Source organism: Serratia sp. NCCP-200 (assembly GCF_059697885.1).
In genome coordinates this window covers 15297-33149 of sequence record NZ_BAAKUJ010000010.1, presented here as the reverse complement: position 1 = coordinate 33149, position 17853 = coordinate 15297, and the positions used below count along the sequence as shown (strand labels likewise).

Annotated in this window: 18 protein-coding genes; 4 read left to right on the top strand and 14 right to left on the bottom strand. The window is 55.4% G+C overall.

Translation table 11 applies throughout. The annotated features are described in order from the left end of the window. Positions 1-27 precede the first annotated feature (27 nt). Together metC and AC6HVW_RS23530 are read left to right on the top strand one after the other, a co-directional pair. On the top strand, positions 28-1215 hold the full coding sequence (gene metC, locus AC6HVW_RS23535; RefSeq protein WP_497569713.1) for a cystathionine beta-lyase: 1188 nt from the start codon (positions 28-30) through the stop codon (positions 1213-1215). Positions 1216-1640: 425 nt separating this feature from the next. Beyond that, entirely contained in the window at positions 1641-2849 is a 1209-nt protein-coding gene (locus tag AC6HVW_RS23530; RefSeq protein ID WP_497569712.1) for a hypothetical protein, read from the top strand. A 57-nt stretch (positions 2850-2906) separates the two neighbouring features. Here the strand turns inward: AC6HVW_RS23530 and ridA are convergent, their stop codons facing one another. The 9 genes from ridA to argF all read right to left on the bottom strand — a co-directional run bounded on the left by ridA (position 2907) and on the right by argF (position 11416). Further along, positions 2907-3293 (bottom strand): 2-iminobutanoate/2-iminopropanoate deaminase, encoded by a 387-nt coding sequence (gene ridA / locus AC6HVW_RS23525; RefSeq protein ID WP_021179099.1) that lies wholly within the window; start codon positions 3291-3293, stop codon positions 2907-2909. Between the two features lie 137 nt (positions 3294-3430). Further along, on the bottom strand, positions 3431-3895 hold the full coding sequence (gene pyrI / locus AC6HVW_RS23520) for an aspartate carbamoyltransferase regulatory subunit (RefSeq protein WP_021807800.1): 465 nt from the start codon (positions 3893-3895) through the stop codon (positions 3431-3433). A gap of 13 nt (positions 3896-3908) precedes the next feature. After that, positions 3909-4844: an aspartate carbamoyltransferase gene (pyrB, locus tag AC6HVW_RS23515; RefSeq protein WP_021179101.1), complete on the bottom strand. Its 936-nt coding sequence runs from the start codon at positions 4842-4844 to the stop codon at positions 3909-3911. Positions 4845-5192: 348 nt separating this feature from the next. Next, a complete protein-coding gene (locus tag AC6HVW_RS23510; RefSeq protein WP_071681275.1) occupies positions 5193-5909 on the bottom strand; it encodes an ABC transporter ATP-binding protein in 717 nt (238 codons plus the stop codon). Beyond that, the gene (locus tag AC6HVW_RS23505; protein ID WP_497569711.1) at positions 5896-6732 is read right to left on the bottom strand and encodes an ABC transporter ATP-binding protein; all 837 of its coding nucleotides are present in this window, start codon (positions 6730-6732) and stop codon (positions 5896-5898) included. Before AC6HVW_RS23505 ends, AC6HVW_RS23510 begins: the two co-directional genes overlap by 14 nt. Further along, the gene (locus tag AC6HVW_RS23500; protein ID WP_024483417.1) at positions 6725-7546 is read right to left on the bottom strand and encodes an ABC transporter permease; all 822 of its coding nucleotides are present in this window, start codon (positions 7544-7546) and stop codon (positions 6725-6727) included. Before AC6HVW_RS23500 ends, AC6HVW_RS23505 begins: the two co-directional genes overlap by 8 nt. Continuing rightward, on the bottom strand, positions 7543-8595 hold the full coding sequence (locus tag AC6HVW_RS23495; RefSeq protein ID WP_071681277.1) for an ABC transporter permease: 1053 nt from the start codon (positions 8593-8595) through the stop codon (positions 7543-7545). Before AC6HVW_RS23495 ends, AC6HVW_RS23500 begins: the two co-directional genes overlap by 4 nt. A gap of 11 nt (positions 8596-8606) precedes the next feature. Then, complete coding sequence (locus AC6HVW_RS23490; RefSeq protein ID WP_071681278.1) at positions 8607-10175, bottom strand: ABC transporter substrate-binding protein; 1569 nt, start codon at positions 10173-10175, stop codon at positions 8607-8609. Positions 10176-10396: 221 nt separating this feature from the next. Then, positions 10397-11416, bottom strand: a complete 1020-nt coding sequence (argF, locus tag AC6HVW_RS23485) for an ornithine carbamoyltransferase (RefSeq protein WP_024485837.1) — start codon at positions 11414-11416, stop codon at positions 10397-10399. 162 nt (positions 11417-11578) lie between these two features. Between argF and rraB the strand changes: the two genes are divergently transcribed. Both rraB and miaE read left to right on the top strand, forming a co-directional pair. Then, positions 11579-12004: a ribonuclease E inhibitor RraB gene (rraB, locus tag AC6HVW_RS23480; protein WP_166733982.1), complete on the top strand. Its 426-nt coding sequence runs from the start codon at positions 11579-11581 to the stop codon at positions 12002-12004. Positions 12005-12048: 44 nt separating this feature from the next. Next, positions 12049-12810, top strand: a complete 762-nt coding sequence (gene miaE, locus AC6HVW_RS23475; protein WP_021807809.1) for a tRNA isopentenyl-2-thiomethyl-A-37 hydroxylase MiaE — start codon at positions 12049-12051, stop codon at positions 12808-12810. Between the two features lie 49 nt (positions 12811-12859). Here the strand turns inward: miaE and AC6HVW_RS23470 are convergent, their stop codons facing one another. The 5 genes from AC6HVW_RS23470 to AC6HVW_RS23450 form a co-directional block, all read right to left on the bottom strand. Further along, positions 12860-13660: an IclR family transcriptional regulator gene (locus tag AC6HVW_RS23470; RefSeq protein WP_071681280.1), complete on the bottom strand. Its 801-nt coding sequence runs from the start codon at positions 13658-13660 to the stop codon at positions 12860-12862. A gap of 118 nt (positions 13661-13778) precedes the next feature. Beyond that, positions 13779-14426, bottom strand: coding sequence for a bifunctional 4-hydroxy-2-oxoglutarate aldolase/2-dehydro-3-deoxy-phosphogluconate aldolase (locus AC6HVW_RS23465; protein ID WP_071681281.1), 648 nt, complete (start codon positions 14424-14426; stop codon positions 13779-13781). Between the two features lie 45 nt (positions 14427-14471). Continuing rightward, the gene (locus AC6HVW_RS23460) at positions 14472-15779 is read right to left on the bottom strand and encodes an MFS transporter (protein ID WP_071681282.1); all 1308 of its coding nucleotides are present in this window, start codon (positions 15777-15779) and stop codon (positions 14472-14474) included. Between the two features lie 37 nt (positions 15780-15816). After that, positions 15817-16806 (bottom strand): 2-dehydro-3-deoxygalactonokinase, encoded by a 990-nt coding sequence (locus tag AC6HVW_RS23455; protein ID WP_447888164.1) that lies wholly within the window; start codon positions 16804-16806, stop codon positions 15817-15819. 19 nt (positions 16807-16825) lie between these two features. Next, the gene (locus tag AC6HVW_RS23450; protein ID WP_071681284.1) at positions 16826-17845 is read right to left on the bottom strand and encodes a 2-dehydro-3-deoxygalactonokinase; all 1020 of its coding nucleotides are present in this window, start codon (positions 17843-17845) and stop codon (positions 16826-16828) included. Between the last annotated feature and the right edge of the window lie 8 nt (positions 17846-17853).

The following is a 17853-nucleotide window of genomic DNA, read 5'->3' as shown; positions in this document are numbered from 1 at the left end:
ATTAACGATAAAAGCAGGCAAATTGTTATGACAGCTAAAAAAATAGAAACCGCCCTGGTCACCGCTGGCCGTAAGCCTCGATTCACCCAAGGATCGGTCAACCCGGTGATCCAACGCGCCTCTTCCTTAACCTTTAATACGGTGAAGGCCAAAAAGTTTGCCACCGCCAACCGTGCTAAAGGTGAGCTATTCTACGGGCGTCGCGGCACCCTGACGCATTTCTCATTCCAGGATGCGATGGCCGAGCTGGAAGGCGGGGTAGGCTGCTCGCTTTACCCTTGTGGGGCGGCGGCTGTCACTAATGCTATCCTGGCGTTTGTTGCCAGTGGCGACCATATCCTGATGACCGGAGCCGCCTATGAGCCGACGCAGGATTTCTGCAACAAGATCCTGAGCAAGCTGGGCGTGGCAACCACCTATTATGACCCGCTGATCGGTGCCGGGATTGCCGAGCTGATCCAGCCCAATACCAAAGTGCTGTTCCTTGAATCCCCAAGCTCTATCACCATGGAAGTCCAGGACGTACCGGCGATGGTGAAGGCGGCCCGGGCGGTGAACCCAGATATCGTCATCATGATTGATAACACCTGGGCGGCGGGCATTCTGTTCAAGGCGCTGGATTTTGACGTGGATATCTCTATTCAGGCCGGAACCAAATACATCATTGGCCATTCCGACGCCATGTTGGGTACCGCCGTGTCGAACGCTCGTTGCTGGGACCAACTGCGTGAAAACTCCTACCTGATGGGGCAAATGGCCGACGCGGATACCGCCTATAACGGTAGCCGTGGCCTGAGAACGCTGGGTGTGCGCCTCAAGCAGCATGAGATCAGCAGCATTGCCATTGCCGAATGGTTGGCGGCGCGGCCAGAGGTGGAGCGGGTCAACCATCCGGCGCTGCCTTCTTGTAAAGGGCATGAATTCTTCCAGCGGGATTTCAGCGGCAGCTGCGGGTTATTCTCTTTTGTGCTGAAAGCACGGCTGACCAATGAGCAGGTTGCCCACTATCTGGACCATTTTGAGCATTTCAGCATGGCCTATTCGTGGGGCGGGTTTGAATCGCTGATCCTGGCCAACCAGCCGGAAGAATTGAACGAGATCCGCCCGGCAGCCAAGGTGGACTTTAGTGGCACATTAGTGCGTGTTCATATTGGTTTTGAGAATATTGACGACCTGATCGCCGATCTGGAAGCGGGCTTTGCGCGTCTGAAGTGACCCCTCACCCTAACCCTCTCCCACAGGGAGAGGGGACCGACCGAGTGTGTTTGAAATTGTAGTCACTTACCTTGGCCCTGCTGGGCGCTATTACCTTTTTACTTCCAAAAGAGCAGAGGCTATCAGCTCCCTCTCCTTGGGGAAATGCAGAGGGGACTGTACATGCCACAGATTGACTATGATCGGTTTACATGTCACAGACTAACTCCCGCACCTGATAACAGCACTGAACTGGCTCCCTCTCCTTGGGGAGAGGGTTGGGGTGAGGGAGAATTCACCATGGCCAAACCAGAACATTTCAATCATCTTTCCCACACCGATTAGCGGCATTTAAACTGGCCAGGAATTTCTATTGAGAGAGGAAAGCCCCAGGTGTAGGCTAGCTTCACCTATCATCAATATGGCTTCAATGACAAGGATCCGTCATGTTGCAGAAAATCGTGCTGCTGTGCCTCGGGTTAGCCGCCAGCGTACTGGCGCAGGCCGATTGCACCCCGCAATCGCTTGAACGCCTCAATCAAGCCACCAGAAGCGCACTGACAGAGCTACAGGCCGTCAAGGAAGATGGGGAAGAGGGCGGTGATATTGCCGTTTCCTCCATTGCCCGCGAACAACTCCATAAGTACAAGGATGCCCTGGTGAAGGGGATCGATGGCCATCTCAGTTGCAGCCCCATAGACAGCGATGACGCCTCACTTCAGCAAGCGCTGTTGCCCATGGTTGCTTTGCCAATACAAGCGCCGGAATCGAACTTCTATGGCTCAGAGCCAGGTTTTGAAGTCACCCGCCAGCCTGAATTCCCCGATATTGTGCTGATCCGCAGTGGTTTCGCAATTCCTTGCGGCGACGACAATGTGCTGCTGGCCTATCAGCGGCGCGAGGGGAAATGGAGCCGCATTCTGCGCTGGCAAAGCGATGACTATCATAAGATTTCGGGTGCCTTTGGCGACAACTTTACCTACCACCTGATCCCTTCCCCACAGCCAGCCACAACGCCTAGAATGGTAGTGGCACAGGGTACGCCCTGGTGCACGTCTCGGTGGAGCGTGTTTCAGCTCAACTTGATTGAATTGGCAACGCAGAATGCGGAACAGCGCACGTTATTCCACACCCAGGAAGATTATGTCCGTTTTACGGACGACGACACGCCGGCCCTACGTGTTAAAACTACTCCGCAAGGATTTGAAGTGCGGGCAGAGGTAGGCATGTTGGATTCGGACGTGATGACGCGCCAAGGAATCTTCCGCTATCGCATCAATGGCGAGCGGGTAGAGCGGATTCAACCAGCGGCTATGAACGGGCGCGATTTTGTGGATGAATGGCTACAGGTTGACGACGAGACGGCGAACCGCTGGAGTATGCCACAGGCCGCCAGCGCATTGGCAGAACAACACCTGTTGTTGAAAAACCGCTATGGCAACTACGGAGCGGTACGGTTATGCAAGGGTAAGCCGGAGCGTTATCAGGTCGAAATGCTGTTTAGCGCACGCGATGCATCCCACTTAACACCTGCGGTTGCGGAGCAACAGGCCTATTTTATTATTCAGCCGATTGTCGGCGGTTTTATGATGGAGGCCGTTTCCGCGCAGGCCGATCCTGAATGCGCTAGCCGGGATATTATGGTGAGTCAGTGACCGCGAAATAAAACGGCCAGCAAAGGCTGGCCGCGTTCGATCGCACCGGGTTGCCGATTAACGGCGAACGGCGATGGCTTCGATCTCGATTTTCACGTCTTTTGGCAAACGTGCCACTTCAACGCAAGAACGCGCTGGGAACGAGGCGTTGTGCTCGGTGAAGAACGCTTCATAGGCCGCGTTAACGGTAGCGAAGTCGTTGAGGTCTTTGACGAAAACGGTAGTTTTAACGATGTCGCCCACTTTCAGGCCCGCGGCTTCCACGATCGCCTTCACGTTGGCCAATGACTGGCGCGCCTGAGCGGCTACGTCATCGGGTACGGCACCGGTTTTCGGATCGACCGGGATCTGGCCGGAGGTGATGATCATGCTGCCCAGGTCAACGCCCTGCACGTAAGGACCAATGGCGGCTGGCGCGAGTTCAGTGCTGATATTACGTGACATTTTTTCTCCTGATATCCTGTTGTTGTTCAAACGGCGAGTCGGCCCGCCGTAAACTCACATGGACGCAGCATGCAGCGCCCCTACGACGCACCATTATAAAGGGTGCCCGCCAGATTGACAGCGCCACCACCCCAATTTTAGTCCGTCTGTAACACCACCTGATGATCGAACTCTTTCTCGCAGTAACGGCACTTCAGGTGCACTTCCCCGGCATGGGATTTGACGCTGAAACTGGAGGCTACCGGCTCGCTGCGGCTGATGCAGTTGCTGTTCGGGCAGGTCAGTACGCCGTCGATATGATCCGGCAGGCTGAGCGTCAGCTTGCGCACCACTTCATAGTTATCGATACGATTGACGGTAGCCTTGGGCGCGTACATCGCCAACTGGTTGGCCTGCTGCTCGGTCAGGAAGGTGTTCTCGATCTTGATCAGATCCTTGCGGCCCAGCTCTTTGGAGGGCAGGTTCAGGCCGATGGTGATGCGCTGATCGGTGGCGGTCAGTTTGAACAGCGAGAGCAGCTTAAAGCCGATTTGCGCCGGAATATGGTCGATCACCGTGCCGCACTTAATCGCTTCAACCTGGAGTTTGTTATCGTGAGTCATGACGGTTCCCCCTTTAAAGAGCCAATTCTGCGTTTAAAACCAGTGCCAACAGCGCCTGACGGGCGTAAATACCGTTGCCTGCCTGTTGGAAATAGTGGGCATACGGTGTCTTGTCCACCTCAATGGCAATCTCATCGATGCGCGGCAGCGGATGCAGCACCTTCATGTTGTCACGAGCACCGGCCAAGTCAGACGCACGCAGGATGAACTGCGCCTTCACGTTGGCGTATTCGGAAGGATCCAGGCGCTCTTTCTGCACGCGGGTCATATACAGAATATCCAGTTCCGGCACCACTTCTTCAATGCTGTTGTGGCGGCTGTAGGAGATGCCTTTCTCGTCCAGCATCTTCAGGATATAGCTCGGCATTGCCAGGGCGTCTGGCGCGATGAAGAAGAAGTGGTTCCCTTCATATTTTGCCAGCGCCTGGGTGAGTGAATGCACGGTGCGGCCATATTTCAGGTCGCCGACCATGGCGATATTGATATTGCTCAGTCGGCCCTGGGTTTCCTGGATGGTGAACAGATCCAGCAGCGTTTGGGTCGGATGCTGGTTCGAGCCGTCACCGGCATTCAACACCGGGATACCGCCAGAGAATTCAGCGGCCAGACGGGAAGCGCCTTCCTGCGGATGACGCATCACGATGGCATCAACGTAGGTGCTGATCACCGAGATGGTATCGGCCAGCGTTTCGCCCTTTTTGCCGAGGGAGGTGTTGCTGCTGTCGGAGAAGCCGACCACCGAAGCCCCCAGGCGCTGGATGGCGGTCTCAAACGACAGGCGGGTACGCGTAGACGCTTCAAAGAAGCAGCTGGCGATCACCAGGTGTTTGAGCAGCTCCGGCTGCGGGTTAGCTTTCAGGCTGGCGGCGGTGCTGAGCACCAGCTCCAGATCTTCACGGCTGAGATCGTTAATAGAGATGATGTTCTTGCGATACAGCGGATTGGCCATGTTCACTCTCCTCGACTCGTGCCCTTGGCGCGGGGCTTTTCAATGTAATAGCAATGCTTTGGACAAAAAAAAGCCCCTCAACGAGGGGCTTTAAATGATGGTTCATGCAACAGGGGAAATAACGGCAGTTGCCCGCCGATTGGCTGGCGGTTTTGTCGAGTGTGGCGAACAAAACAAAGGTCGTTTTTCATGCTTTCTCCTGGCAAATTGTCGCGCATTATACTCGCGCTTTTTTTCTCTGCAAGGGTAAAAACACCACTTTTTGCGATTTCGCAATCGATTGGCTTGGCGATTACCGCTGCGAGTAGAACTCGGTGTCAGGTTGTTTGACCATGTTGCCGGTAGCGCTTAATCCCGCATATGCTCACCGGCCTGTAAGGCAGCCCGGTCGTAATGCTGCACGATGTGGCCGTTCTCCATCAGGGCGGCGCGTTCGGACATATGGGCGATCACGTCACCGTCGTGGCTGACCAGCAGATAGGTCATGCCATGCTCGCGTTTCAGGTGGTTGAGCAGGTTGAGGATCTCCGTCTGCACCGACATATCCAGCGCCGAGGTGGGCTCATCCAACAGCAGAAGCTTAGGCCGCAGCAGCAAGGCACGGGCGATAGCGACGCGCTGGCGCTGGCCACCGGAAAGCTGGTGGGGATAGCGTTGTGCCGTGGCCGCGCTCAGCCCTACCTGCCGCAAGGCTTCGTCGATCCGCGCTGCAATGTGTTTTTCACCGTGGATCTTCAACGGTTCACCCAGCGTACGGGCAATCTGATGTTGCGGATGTAACGAAGCATAGGGATCCTGGAACACCATCTGCACGTCGCGGCGTAATTGGCCGGTGAAGCGTTGCTGTGGTTGCAGAGGCTGGCCGAGCAAGCGTATTTCTCCACGCCATTCACGTTGCAAACCGGCCAGCACGCGCAGCACGGTAGACTTGCCACAGCCGGAAGCGCCAATCAGGCTGAAGGTTTCCCCGGCCTCGACGCCAAAGCTTACCGACTCCACGGCGATCTTATGGCCGTTGCCCTGGGGGAAGCTGACCTGCAAGTTTTCAATTTCAATCAGCGCCATGTTCGCTCCGGGTAAAATCGATGCTGCGATCCAGCACTGGCAGATCCTGGCCGTAGGTGCTGGCATTGGGGCGGCAGGCCCACAGTGTGCGGGTGTAAGGATGGGTGGCTAGCGGCAGGTTGGCCGCGATCCCTTGATCCACCAGCTTGCCCTGATACATCACCAACACCCGATCGCAGCGCTCGGCCACCAGCGGCAGATCGTGGCTGATCAGCAACAGCCCCATGTTACGGCGCGTGGTTTGTTCGACGATCAGATCGAGGATCTGATTACGCAATCTGGCATCCAGCGCCGAGGTTGGCTCATCGGCAATCAGCAGTTGCGGATCGTTGACCAGCGCAATCGCCAACATCGCACGTTGCCCCATGCCGCCGGAAAGCTGGCCGGGGTAGCTGTGATAGAGGCTCTCCGGCAAGCCGACGGCGGCCAGTGAGTTCAGCACACGCTCATGGCGATCGGCCCGGGTTAGTGCGTTGTGCAGCACCAGCGATTCTTCGATCTGCTTACCAATGCTGCGAACCGGATTCAATGCGTAGCGTGGATCTTGCAGCACCATGGCGATTTTGGCGCCGCGTACCTTGTTCCATTGGCGTGGCTGCAGCTTCAGTAAATCGTTCTCACGATAGTGCAGCTTATCGGCGGTGACTATGCCCGGTTTACGCACCAGCCCCATCAGGGCGCGGGCGGTCATGGATTTGCCAGAGCCGGACTCCCCCACCAGCGCCACTTTCTCCCGGCCAATGCTGAAAGAAAGGCTATCTACCACCTTGTGGCCGTTAAATTCGATACTCAGGTTCTGTGCTGTCAGCAGTGGTTCAGTCATGATGCGGATCCAGTAAGTCGCGCAGGCCGTCGCCCAGCAGGTTAAACGCCAGGCTGCTGATCAGGATCGCACAGCCAGGGATCGCGGCGATCCACCACTGATCGAAGATCACCTGCATACCATCGGCCACCATCGATCCCCATTCCGCCATCGGCGGCCGGGCACCTAGCCCTAGGAATCCCAGCCCGGCGGCGGCCAGAATAATCCCTGCCAGATCCAGTGCTAGCCGGACGACGGCAGAGGGCAGGCACATGGGTAGAATATGGCCCCACAGCAGGCGCGGCCCCTGAATGCCCATCATCTCAGCGGCGGCCAGGTAGTCGCTTTTACGCAGCAGTTGGATCTCGGCTCTGGCTTGGCGGGCATAGGCGGGCCAGGTGGTGAGTGCTAACGCCAGCGCACCGTTGACCAGCCCAGGGCCGAGCATCGCCACAAAGGCGAAGGCCAGGATCAGCCGTGGCATCGACATCACCACGTCGGTAAAACGCATCAGCACGCGCTCCAGCCAGCCGCCGTAATAGCCGGATAGCACGCCAATAAGCAGGCCGAGCGGCAGGGTGATGGCCGTGACCAACAGCACCAGCCCAAGGGTTGGTCGGGTGCCGTAGATCAGGCGGGAAAGCACGTCGCGGCCATAGCTGTCGGTGCCAAGCCAGTGGCCAGCTCCTGGCGGCAATAGGCGGTTGGCAGCGTTTTGCCAGTTGGGATCAACAGGTGCCAACCAAGGCGCGAAGAGCGCTATCAGCACCAGTAACAGCAGAATGGTGGCTCCGCAGGTGGCGGAAGGCGAACGTTTAAGTAGTGTCATAGTCATTGGCGCGCCCTCGGATCAAGCACACGCACCAGCAGGTCGGTGAGGTTGTTGATAATCACAAAGCACAGGCCAATCAGCAGCGTGCCGCCCATGATGGCGGTGGTGTCCCCGGCAAACAGCGCAGTGGTCAGATAGCGGCCAATACCCGGCCAGGAGAACACGGTTTCGGTCAATACCGCCCCCTCCAGCATGCTGGTATAGGCAAGAGCGATCACCGTCAGCAGGGTGCCGCTGATATTGGGCAGCACGTGGCGGAACATGATGCGCATTTCGCTGGCCCCTTTGGCGCGCGCCAGGGTGATGTACTCTTTATTCAGTTCGCTCAGGCAGGCGGAACGGGTCAGGCGGGTAATGCTGGCTAACGAATAATAAGCCAGCAGGCAAACCGGCAGCACCAGATGTGCCAACGCATTGCGCACGGCCCCCGCATCGCCGGAAAGCCAGGTATCAATCAGCGCGAAGCCGGTTTTGGCCTCCACGGTGTATTGGTAGATATCGTCTAACCGGCCCGGCCCAGCGCTCCACTGTAGCTTGGCGTAGAACAGCAACAGCATCAGCAGCCCCAGCCAGAAGATGGGTACCGAGTTGCCGAGGAGGGTAATAAAGCGCACGCCGATATCCAGCTTGCTGCCGGCAAAACGCGCACACAAGATGCCAGCCAGCACGCCGAGCGGGGCACCAATCACCAACGAGAGCGTGGCCAGTTCCAACGTGGCCGGGAAGGCATGCAGCAAATCCAGCAACACTGGCTGGCCGGTGGCGCTGGCGGTGCCGAGATCGCCATGGGCCAGTCGTTCCAGATAGTGCCAGAACTGCACCGGCAAAGAGCGATCCAGGCCAAGCTGCTGTTTTACCTGCTCATAGGTGGCGGCGCTGGCGTGATCGCCGACGATCTGCAACACGCGATCCACCGGCGACAGCGCAGACAGTAAGAAGGTGATCAACAACAGGCCGAATAGGGTCAGCGCCAGCGTGAGCAGCCCCTGAGCCAATCCCCAAAGACGACGCCGGGAACGGCTTCCCGGCGTGGATTTTATTGCTACCGACATGGCAATCCTGATTATTTGCTAACGCGATCGTAATAGACCATATCCGCATTCAGGCCCTGTTGATAGCCTTTGACGTTATCGCGCAGCACCACCTGCGTTTTAGCCTGATCGATAAACACATACGGTGAGCTACGCTGCAATTCCTGCTGCATCGCGGTATAGAGCGCGGTGCGTTTGGCCGGATCGGCTTCTGCGACTGCTGCCAGAGTTTGTTTGCTCAACTCAGGGATCTGCCAGCTGTTCAGCCCGGCTACCGTGCTGCTTTTGCCATCGTTATAGGCGAAGGCGCTGGCGTTGGAGTGCGCATCGAAGTAATCCGGGATCCACAAGCGGATCGCTGCCTGATGCTGCTTGGCGCGTACGCGGGCATAGACCTGGCTACCGGCTGCGGGCAATAGATCGAGCTTCACGCCGCCTTGGGCAAAGCTGGCTTGTAGCGACTGGGCGATGGTGATGAACGGCGGTTTGTTTTCCACGTCCAGCGTCAGGCTGGCGTTGGTGATCCCGGCTTTTTCCAGGATCGCCCTGGCTTTGGCCGGATCGAAACTGAACGGGTTATCTTCCAGCGCTCCCGGCAGGCCGACCGGCAGGAAGCTTTGATGGACGAAGTATTGCCCTTTCAGCAGATCCTTGGTGATGCCCTGATAATCCACCAGATAGCGGGCCGCTTCCCAGAAGGCCGGGTTCTTCAGCAGCGGGTTGGCGGTATTTCCGGTGTTGAACACCAGATAGTTCTGCTCGGCGGAAGGGATTTCCAGCACCTTCACACCCGCCAGGCTTTTCAGCGCGGCGGTTTGATCCGGGCCGAGTTCACGCGCCACGTCGGCATCCCCTTGCTGGATCAGCAGGCGGCGCGCGCTTGGGTCTGGCACGTTTTTGATAATGATGTTGCTTAGCAGTGGCTTATCGCCCGGTGAAGTTGGGTTGGCATCCAGCACGATCGCCTGGTGCGGCTGGTAAACCCGCATCTTGAACGGGCCGCTGCCCGCAGAGTGCATCTTCAACCAGGCGTTGCCGAAGTCGTCACCCTTCACGTTAGGCTGCACGGCTTTGCTGTCGACGATTGAGGCGATCGGCGTCGAGAGGATATTCAGGGCCACCGCCGGGCTGACGTCTGCCGTCCAGCTCAGTTGTACGGTATGGTCGTCGATCTTTTTCAGCTGTTGTTCGATGTTGTCCGGTTGCCAGCCGAGCACGTTGAGAATAAACGCTGGTGACTTGTTCATCTTTACCGCGCGGGTATAAGAGAAAATCACGTCGTCGGCGGTCAGCGGGTTACCGGAGGAAAACGCTGCCTGTGGGCGCAGCTTGATCGTCAGAGTCTTGGCGGCGGCATCATCCTGCCAGCTTTCGGCCAGCACCGGGATCACTTTGGCTGGATTATCACGATCGGCCTGCACCAGACGCTGATAGAGGCTGGGTACGGTCTGGATGCTGGAGAGCTCATTGGCCTCCGCCGGATCCAGGCTGACAATATCATCCAGTGATTGCACTACCACCAGCGTATTCGGCGGCGTGGCGGCCAGTGCAGTGGTGGAGAGGGCGGCAAGAATAAACAGCGGCAAGACTTTGGCTTTCATAGACGTTTTCCCTTAAATGTGCCGGTAAACCAGAACGGAGAAGAGGTTGTTCTCATTAGTTTTTTACGGCATTTCCGCCGCCAGAATGCCACGGTAGAACGTTGGTAAAAAACAGGCAAAGGCCAATAAGTTATTAACAATAACGAAAAAGACTATAGAGCCAGAAGGGGGGATTAACCAGAAAAAACCCTTCAATAAGAAGGGTTTTTGGAGAGGGCGATTTACAGGGTTTTGCTCAGCGTGGCGACCATCACGGCCTTAATGGTGTGCAGGCGGTTCTCTGCCTGATCGAACACGATGCTGTGCTCCGACTCGAACACCTCGTTGGTCACTTCCATACCGCCGTGCATGCCATACTGCTCGGCCATCTGTTTACCCAGAGTGGTTTGATCGTCATGGAATGCTGGCAGGCAGTGCAGGAACTTCACCTGTGGGTTGCCGGTCAGTTTCACCATCGCCATATTCACCTGATACGGCCTGAGCAGGGCAATCCGCTCCTGCCAGACTTCTTTGGCTTCTCCCATGGAAACCCAAACGTCGGTATACAGGAAATCGGCACCTTGCACACCTTCGGCAATATCTTCCGTCAGGGTGATTTTACCGCCGGTCTGCTGCGCCAGCGCCTGGCATTCTGCGACCAGCTCGGCCTGCGGCCAACAGGCTTTTGGCGCGACCAACCGCAGATCCATACCCACCAGCGCGGCGGCTTCCAACAGGGTGTTGCCCATATTGTTACGTGCATCGCCAATGTAGGCGAATTTCACCTCGCTCAACGCTTTCCCCGGCAGGTGTTCACGCACGGTGAGCAGATCCGCCAGCAACTGAGTTGGGTGGAACTCATTGGTCAGGCCATTCCACACCGGCACGCCAGCGTGTTCTGCCAAGGTTTCCACCAGGCACTGGCCAAAACCGCGATATTGAATACCGTCGTACATCCGGCCCAGCACGCGGGCGGTGTCTTTCATCGACTCTTTATGGCCGATCTGGCTGCCACTTGGGCCAAGGTAGGTCACCTGAGCGCCCTGATCGAATGCGGCAACTTCGAAAGAGCATCGGGTACGGGTGGAGTCTTTTTCGAAGATGAGCGCAATGTTCTTGCCTTGCAGATGGCGGGTTTCCTGGCCTTGCTTTTTGGCCTGCTTCAAATCGGCGGCCAACTGCAGCAAAGACTGGATCTCACTGGGGGTAAAATCCATTAATCTCAAAAAGTGACGACTGTAGAACGGGTTCATCTGGCTCATCTCCGTAAATCCCTATCGTTTTGATTGAATTTAAATTCACTTTATATGTATGAATATTCAATTTCAACCCCAAGGCAGAAATCTTTCACGTTTATCGTGGCAGCGGTGACAGCGGTGTGTGAAAATAGAAGTAACGAAGCCCATTTTATTGAGGATAGAGGCATGGCAAACCGCGAATTGCTGGAAGAACAACGTGAAGAGACCCGCCTGATCATCGAAGAACTGCTGGAAGACGGCAGCGATCCGGATGCGCTCTACACCATCGAGCACCATTTCTCTGCCGAAAAGTTTGAAGTTTTGGAGCAGGCCGCCGTGGAAGCCTTCAAGTTGGGCTACGAAGTGACCGATGCCGAAGAGCTGGAAGTGGAAGATGGCTCCATGGTGATGTGCTGTGACGTGATCAGCGAAGTTGCGCTGAATGCCGAGCTGATCGACAGCCAGGTAGAACAACTGGTGGCACTGGCAGAAAAATGCGGTGTCAATTACGACGGTTGGGGCACCTACTATGAAGATCCGAACGGTGAAGAAGGCGACGACGAAGAAGACGGCGACTTTATCGATGAAGACGACGACGGCAAACGTCATTAATTAAATCCTGCGGGCTGGCGCAAGCTGGCCCCTGATAGAACCCGATGAAATACCAATCACTGTTATCCCCGATTTTAAACTTCCTGCACTGCGAAACCCCGGATGGATGGATCGAAGCGGCCCGTCGCCCGGAAAACCTGCCACTGTTGCTAACTGACCACCTGGTATGCGAGCTGAAAGCGGCGCAGACCGGCATGTGGCTGATCCGCCGCTATGTGGCAGACAAAGAGAGTGGAGATGCCCTGCTGGCACTGCTCAGGCCCTATGAGGCGTTTGTGCACGAGGCGCAGGAAGTACCAGAAGAGCTGTTCCGCCAGAGCGCGTTTACCAGGAAGATCCTGCCGAAGAATGGCTCGGCCTATGGCCAGGATCTGGTCGACAAGATGGTGTTGTTGATCAAAGAAGAGCTGCATCACTTCTCGCAGGTGCTGGAGATCATGCAGGCCCGGCAGATCCCTTATAGAAAGATCACCGCCAGCCGCTATGCCAAAAGCATGATCCGCGAGGTGCGCACTCACGATCCGGCTACCCTGATCGATAAGCTGATCTGCGGCGCGTATATCGAAGCCCGCTCCTGCGAACGCTTCGCCAAGCTGGCCCCGTTCCTGGACGATGAGCTGAACCGGTTTTACGTCTCGCTGCTGCGTTCCGAAGCCCGCCATTATCAGGATTACCTGACGCTGGCAGAGCAAATTGCCGGCGGCGATATCAGCGAACGCGTGGCTTTTTTTGGCCAGTTGGAGGCGGAACTGATCCGCTCACCGGACACCGAGTTCCGCTTCCACAGCGGCGTGCCGGTGGCGTAAAGTCTCACGATCCGGCCCTTCCCATCTAGAGGCGAGGCCGGTCAGGTTACTACCGAAAATCGGAGTACAACTGCTGGCCACGGTAGCCAATACGTTGTGAGAGCTCCAGCGCGGTGTCAGAGATCATTTGCCCCAATGCGGCGATTTTTTCGGGTTGCTGGTTAATTTTGTTAAACAGGCTGGCGACGCTGATAGCGGCGTAGACCTTGCCCCGAAAGTTATAGACTGGAGCGGCAAGGCAGAACACCTCGGCATTATGTTCGCGATCGTCAACGGCATAACCCTGCTGGCGTGCCTGATTTAAAATTGCGAAAAATTTCGCTTCATCAGTCACGGTATATGGCGTAATCGCCTGCAACCCGCCGGTGCGGGCCAGAATGGTTTTAACCTCATCGTCAGGCAAGGTTGCCAGGATCGCTTTACCCAGCCCGGTGCAGTACAGCGGGTTGTTCGAACCAATTCTGGCGGAGGTTCTGACGGAGTTGGGGCTTTCCACTTTATCGAAATAAACCAACTCATCGTTATTGAGCAACGCCAGAAACACGGTTTCCCCCGCGATTTCGGCGAGCTTTTCCAGCATTGCATGTGCGACGTTGTGGAAAGGCGTTTGCTCCAGGTAACAGGCCCCTGTCTGGAACAGTTTTACGCCCAGCTTGAACGACTTCTGCTTTTCGTTGGCTTGCTCCAGATAACCTTTATCGAGCAGGGTGTAGAGAATATCAAAGGTGGTGCTCTTGGGGATGCCCAGTTGCTTGCTGATTTCGGTAATGGTCAGTTCGCTTTTGCTTGCTGCGACCAACTCCAGCATATCCAACGCCCGGGCAACCGAACGATTTATCTTTTCAGACACGGGCTTACCTCACCGTTATTGTTATAGCTGGCAGTATAACGAGGTAGCGAGGGTGAATACAGATCTGCTAAATAATAACCAAGCTACGGCTGTTCACCGTAGCTTGTCTGCCCTGATGTCAGGACCGTTTTCCCTCATGAAATGCCTGGATAAAGGCTTGTGCCTGTTGGGTGATGGCCGCCCAGTTGCCTGCCTCAATCCATTGTTTATTAGTCAGTGCGCTCCCCACCCCCATTGCAAACGCACCGGCCTTGGCAAATTTGCGGGTATTTTCAAGCGTAATCCCGCCAACCGGGATCATCGATAGGTTATCCAACGGCCCTAACACCTCTTTCATATAGTCAACGCCGAGGCTATTGGCTGGGAACAGTTTTAACAGATCTACCCCCAGGCGGCAGGCCTGCAAAATCTCTGATGGGGTCATCACCGCAGGGATCATCAGGCGTTGCTTTTCGTGCACCATCATCACCACATCGGGGTTGAAATCGGGGGAGAGGACAAAGTCGGCACCGGCGTCCAGCACCAACTGTGCCATTACCGGGTTTAATACCGTCCCCGCGCCTACACACATTCTGTCTCCCATCTCCTGCTTAAGCGCGCTGATGCTTTCCAGGTGCCGGGTCGAGTTACAAGTGACCTCAATGACTCGGATGCCGCCGTCATACAGTGCATTGGCAAGGGGGATAATGCCCTCGGGCGCGACGCCACGAACGATGGCAATCATGCCGGTTTCTTCTATGGCGCGGATCACGCGTTGTTTAATCATGGATAACCTCTTGGGAAATATCAGGGAGCGGGCCCCCTGATGACATCAATCCGTTACGGTCACCGGTTCTTTGACGATGAACCAATAACACAGTGCAGCACAGGCTGCGATAATCCCACCGCTGACAAAGGCCAGGGTGTATGAGCCAGTGACATCGGCAATCAGCCCGGTCACCAGCGGTGATAACGATCCGGCAAAATAGCCACCGAAGTTCTGGATGCTGCCAACCGAAGCCACCATGGACGCCGGGGCGACATCGCCAGGTAATGCCCAGCCAGTGGCAGAAAGTGAAGAGAGCAGCGCCATGGCAATCACCAGCAAGGTCAGGGTGGCAGAAAGGCTATCCACCATTGGCACCGCAATAACAGCGACGCCGGCCAGCAGTGCAGAGACGCTGATGGTGACGCGCTTGGCTTTTAAGGATTCGGTGAAAATCTGTTTATCCACCAGCCATTTGGAGATGTAACCACCGGCAATGGCACCGACAATCCCACCGAAATAGGGAATACTGGCGTAGATGCCTAATTCCTTGAACTGGATATTTTGGGTTTTCATTAAATAGAGCGGTAAGAAGGTGGTGAAAATATTCATCATCCACACATAACAGAACCAACCTAAAATCATTCCCCAGATACAGCGATATTTAAACAGGCCGCCCCAGCTGATTTTTTCAGCATCACCCGTCAGTTTTTGTGCTGTGCCGCCGCCGCCTTCTTTAATATAATCCAGCTCTTCTTTGGTAATGTTTGGGTGCCGCTCTGGCTGGTGATAGGCGAAGATAAAAAACACAACGAAAACAAAACCTATTGCTCCGGCAATATAAAACAGCGCACGCCAACCGAATGGCACAATAATAGCGACCAGGATCGGCGGAGCGATGGCTGGCCCCCATTTGGACGCGGCATCCCAGAACCCGGTTGCCAACGCACGTTCACTTTTTGGGAACCATGAGGCGGTAATTTTTGCCGCACCCGGCCAGCATGGGGCTTCGGTGATCCCCAACAGTCCACGGGCAAAAATCAGCGTCACCATACTGCTACATGCACCGGTTAGCATGGTGGCACCGCTCCATAAGCCGACGGCCCAACCGTACACTTTTTTCGGGCCGAAGCGGTCAACCAGCCAACCGGCCGGGAGTTGGCAAAGCGCGTAGATCAGCGCAAAGACCGAGCCCAGCAATCCGATATCCGTATTCGATAATTCAAGTTCTTTCATCATGTCGGGCGCAGCAATGGAGAGGCTGGCACGATCGAGGTAGTTGACAATACCGCCAATCAATAAGAGGAATACAACAAACCAGCGCTTATTTCCTCGTTTTTTTGTTATAACTTTTTCATTAACGATGGTGTTCATAATCAGACCTTTTAATTTTGTGTAGGATACAAAGGAATTAAATAATCTGTCGGTGGTGAGCCAGGGCAAATAATCCAGAACTGGAAAGTGAACGATCTACCGATGCCAGGGTAACTTCCCCGTTAAACCACGGGTCATTTTCAATGAGGGTAGCGAAGGCGAATTTAAGCGTGTCTTTGCCGCATACCACGACGTGAGTATCCGGGGTAACCGTAAAGGCCTCGCTATTTTTGACCGCCTGCAGGTCATCTTGTAGCACGGCTCCTAACAGGACATTGGCTTTCTGGTTGAGCGTAAGTTGGCTGAACATATCCAGAACGCGTACAGAGAAACAGGTGCGGGACAAACCCGTTTGCCGACATTGGTTCGCCCCTTGCAGCAGGGCTGGGGCCTCAATCTCTTGGGCGAATTGCCGATCCAGGGAGTTGGCCAGGATCGTATGCCGGGTAATCACGTCCAGCAGTTCACCCCCGAGAGTTGTGACACAACCTTCGATGCGGTCCTGCGCATCTATCTTGACGAACTTAGAGTGCGAACCCGGCAACACGATCAGCGCCGGACCGTGGATGTCCAGGCTGGCGAGTACACCGATAGCTTCCGTCTCTTCGCCACGCATCATGTCCATCTGCTCGGCATTACCCAGCGTGACGGCAGAATCATGATTGCGAACGCCTGGTACAAACCAGATAGGTTCCTCGGCGATCTCTGGCAGATTGGCGCAGACCATGCCTTGGGCCAGTTCGCCAAGCCCGGCAGGTGCCAACAAATGCGGAATTTCGCATAATCCCACGTTGGAGGTGATCATACCCGATGATAGGTAAACCACGCGTTCAGCCGCCGGTATCGCGGCCAGATTTTTGGCTTCCTGAACGGCTTCGCGGACGCCATTCATCAGCGTTGCAGTACTGCCAGAGATGGCGGTATCGCGTACGCCGATGGGGCGTGCCGCTTCTGCCAACAGCCGTTCGTCTTGCCAGGCACATACCCTGGTGTTGGTGGTGCCGGTATCGATAGTGATTATATACATATCATTCTCGTTATTATTATCAGCGTAGGGTGCGGAGTGTATTAGCAATAGCGCTGGCGCCGGTTATCGCTAACAGATCTATTTGCTGTTCATCGGAAATTATTCGCTGTGGGCTATCTATTTTTAACTGCTGTCGAATAACGTGCTGGTAAATCTCACAACGTTTCGCATGGCCAATTAAAAATATCTCGCCATGGAAATTAAACCCCTGGTGTTGGGCATTGATGAAAACGTTGATATCGTCGCCTGCCATGGCGCTTTCAAGGAACAGTTTGCGTTGCGGCGCAGTGGTCGGAAACGCGAATTGTAAGAATCGGCTCATTAATATTGTGCGTAATAAACCGCTCTCCTGCACGGCCTGGCAGGCGGCATCAATAATCTGCGGTTCTATTTTTGCCTGCGCCTCTTCTTCTGGCGTGGTGGCAACACTGGCTGCGACAAAGGTCTGCTTCAGGATTGCTGCATACACCTGGCCGCTTAAGGAGGTAATACTGCCGGCAATTTTCCCCTGTTGATTAATCGAAATCAGTTTGGTGGTGGAACCCAGCTCGATCAGGATACAGGGGAGCTTGGGCTGATAGCCCAACAGCAACCCGACAGCCTGAGTCTCTTCACCCCGCATCAGGTCAATACCGCTGAGATTTTCCCATGAGGGAGTCGTCTGGTTACGAACGCCAGGTATCAGCATGACGGGAATATCCAACGCCAGGAGTTCATTGGCAGCAAATGGCACAGTATGCCGTGCCAATTCGTCAATCCCGACCGGTGCAACCAGATGGGGAACCTCATGCAAACCCAGGTTTGACGTGATCATGCCTGAGGCAATAATAAAGGTGATATCCTGCTGAGCCTTACCGTTTCTTGCCAACAATTCGGTTACGCCACGCACCATCGCCTGACGTAATAGATTATTATTTCCATGAGTGACGGTGGAGTTGACCCCTTCGCCGATTGTGATCTTGTCAATAATCTTATTGTCGGTGAATGCCAGCAGATAAATACGTGTCGTGGACGAACCTGAATCAATGACAATAAACATGCTCACTC

Coding starts and splice junctions, on each gene's coding strand:
- metC (WP_497569713.1), top strand. CDS start 28: ATGACAGCTAAAAAAATAGAAACCGCCCTGGTCACCGCTGGCCGTAAG.
- AC6HVW_RS23530 (WP_497569712.1), top strand. CDS start 1,641: ATGTTGCAGAAAATCGTGCTGCTGTGCCTCGGGTTAGCCGCCAGCGTA.
- ridA (WP_021179099.1), bottom strand. CDS start 3,293: ATGTCACGTAATATCAGCACTGAACTCGCGCCAGCCGCCATTGGTCCT.
- pyrI (WP_021807800.1), bottom strand. CDS start 3,895: ATGACTCACGATAACAAACTCCAGGTTGAAGCGATTAAGTGCGGCACG.
- pyrB (WP_021179101.1), bottom strand. CDS start 4,844: ATGGCCAATCCGCTGTATCGCAAGAACATCATCTCTATTAACGATCTC.
- AC6HVW_RS23510 (WP_071681275.1), bottom strand. CDS start 5,909: ATGGCGCTGATTGAAATTGAAAACTTGCAGGTCAGCTTCCCCCAGGGC.
- AC6HVW_RS23505 (WP_497569711.1), bottom strand. CDS start 6,732: ATGACTGAACCACTGCTGACAGCACAGAACCTGAGTATCGAATTTAAC.
- AC6HVW_RS23500 (WP_024483417.1), bottom strand. CDS start 7,546: ATGACTATGACACTACTTAAACGTTCGCCTTCCGCCACCTGCGGAGCC.
- AC6HVW_RS23495 (WP_071681277.1), bottom strand. CDS start 8,595: ATGTCGGTAGCAATAAAATCCACGCCGGGAAGCCGTTCCCGGCGTCGT.
- AC6HVW_RS23490 (WP_071681278.1), bottom strand. CDS start 10,175: ATGAAAGCCAAAGTCTTGCCGCTGTTTATTCTTGCCGCCCTCTCCACC.
- argF (WP_024485837.1), bottom strand. CDS start 11,416: ATGAGCCAGATGAACCCGTTCTACAGTCGTCACTTTTTGAGATTAATG.
- rraB (WP_166733982.1), top strand. CDS start 11,579: ATGGCAAACCGCGAATTGCTGGAAGAACAACGTGAAGAGACCCGCCTG.
- miaE (WP_021807809.1), top strand. CDS start 12,049: ATGAAATACCAATCACTGTTATCCCCGATTTTAAACTTCCTGCACTGC.
- AC6HVW_RS23465 (WP_071681281.1), bottom strand. CDS start 14,426: ATGATTAAACAACGCGTGATCCGCGCCATAGAAGAAACCGGCATGATT.
- AC6HVW_RS23460 (WP_071681282.1), bottom strand. CDS start 15,779: ATGAACACCATCGTTAATGAAAAAGTTATAACAAAAAAACGAGGAAAT.
- AC6HVW_RS23455 (WP_447888164.1), bottom strand. CDS start 16,806: ATGTATATAATCACTATCGATACCGGCACCACCAACACCAGGGTATGT.
- AC6HVW_RS23450 (WP_071681284.1), bottom strand. CDS start 17,845: ATGTTTATTGTCATTGATTCAGGTTCGTCCACGACACGTATTTATCTG.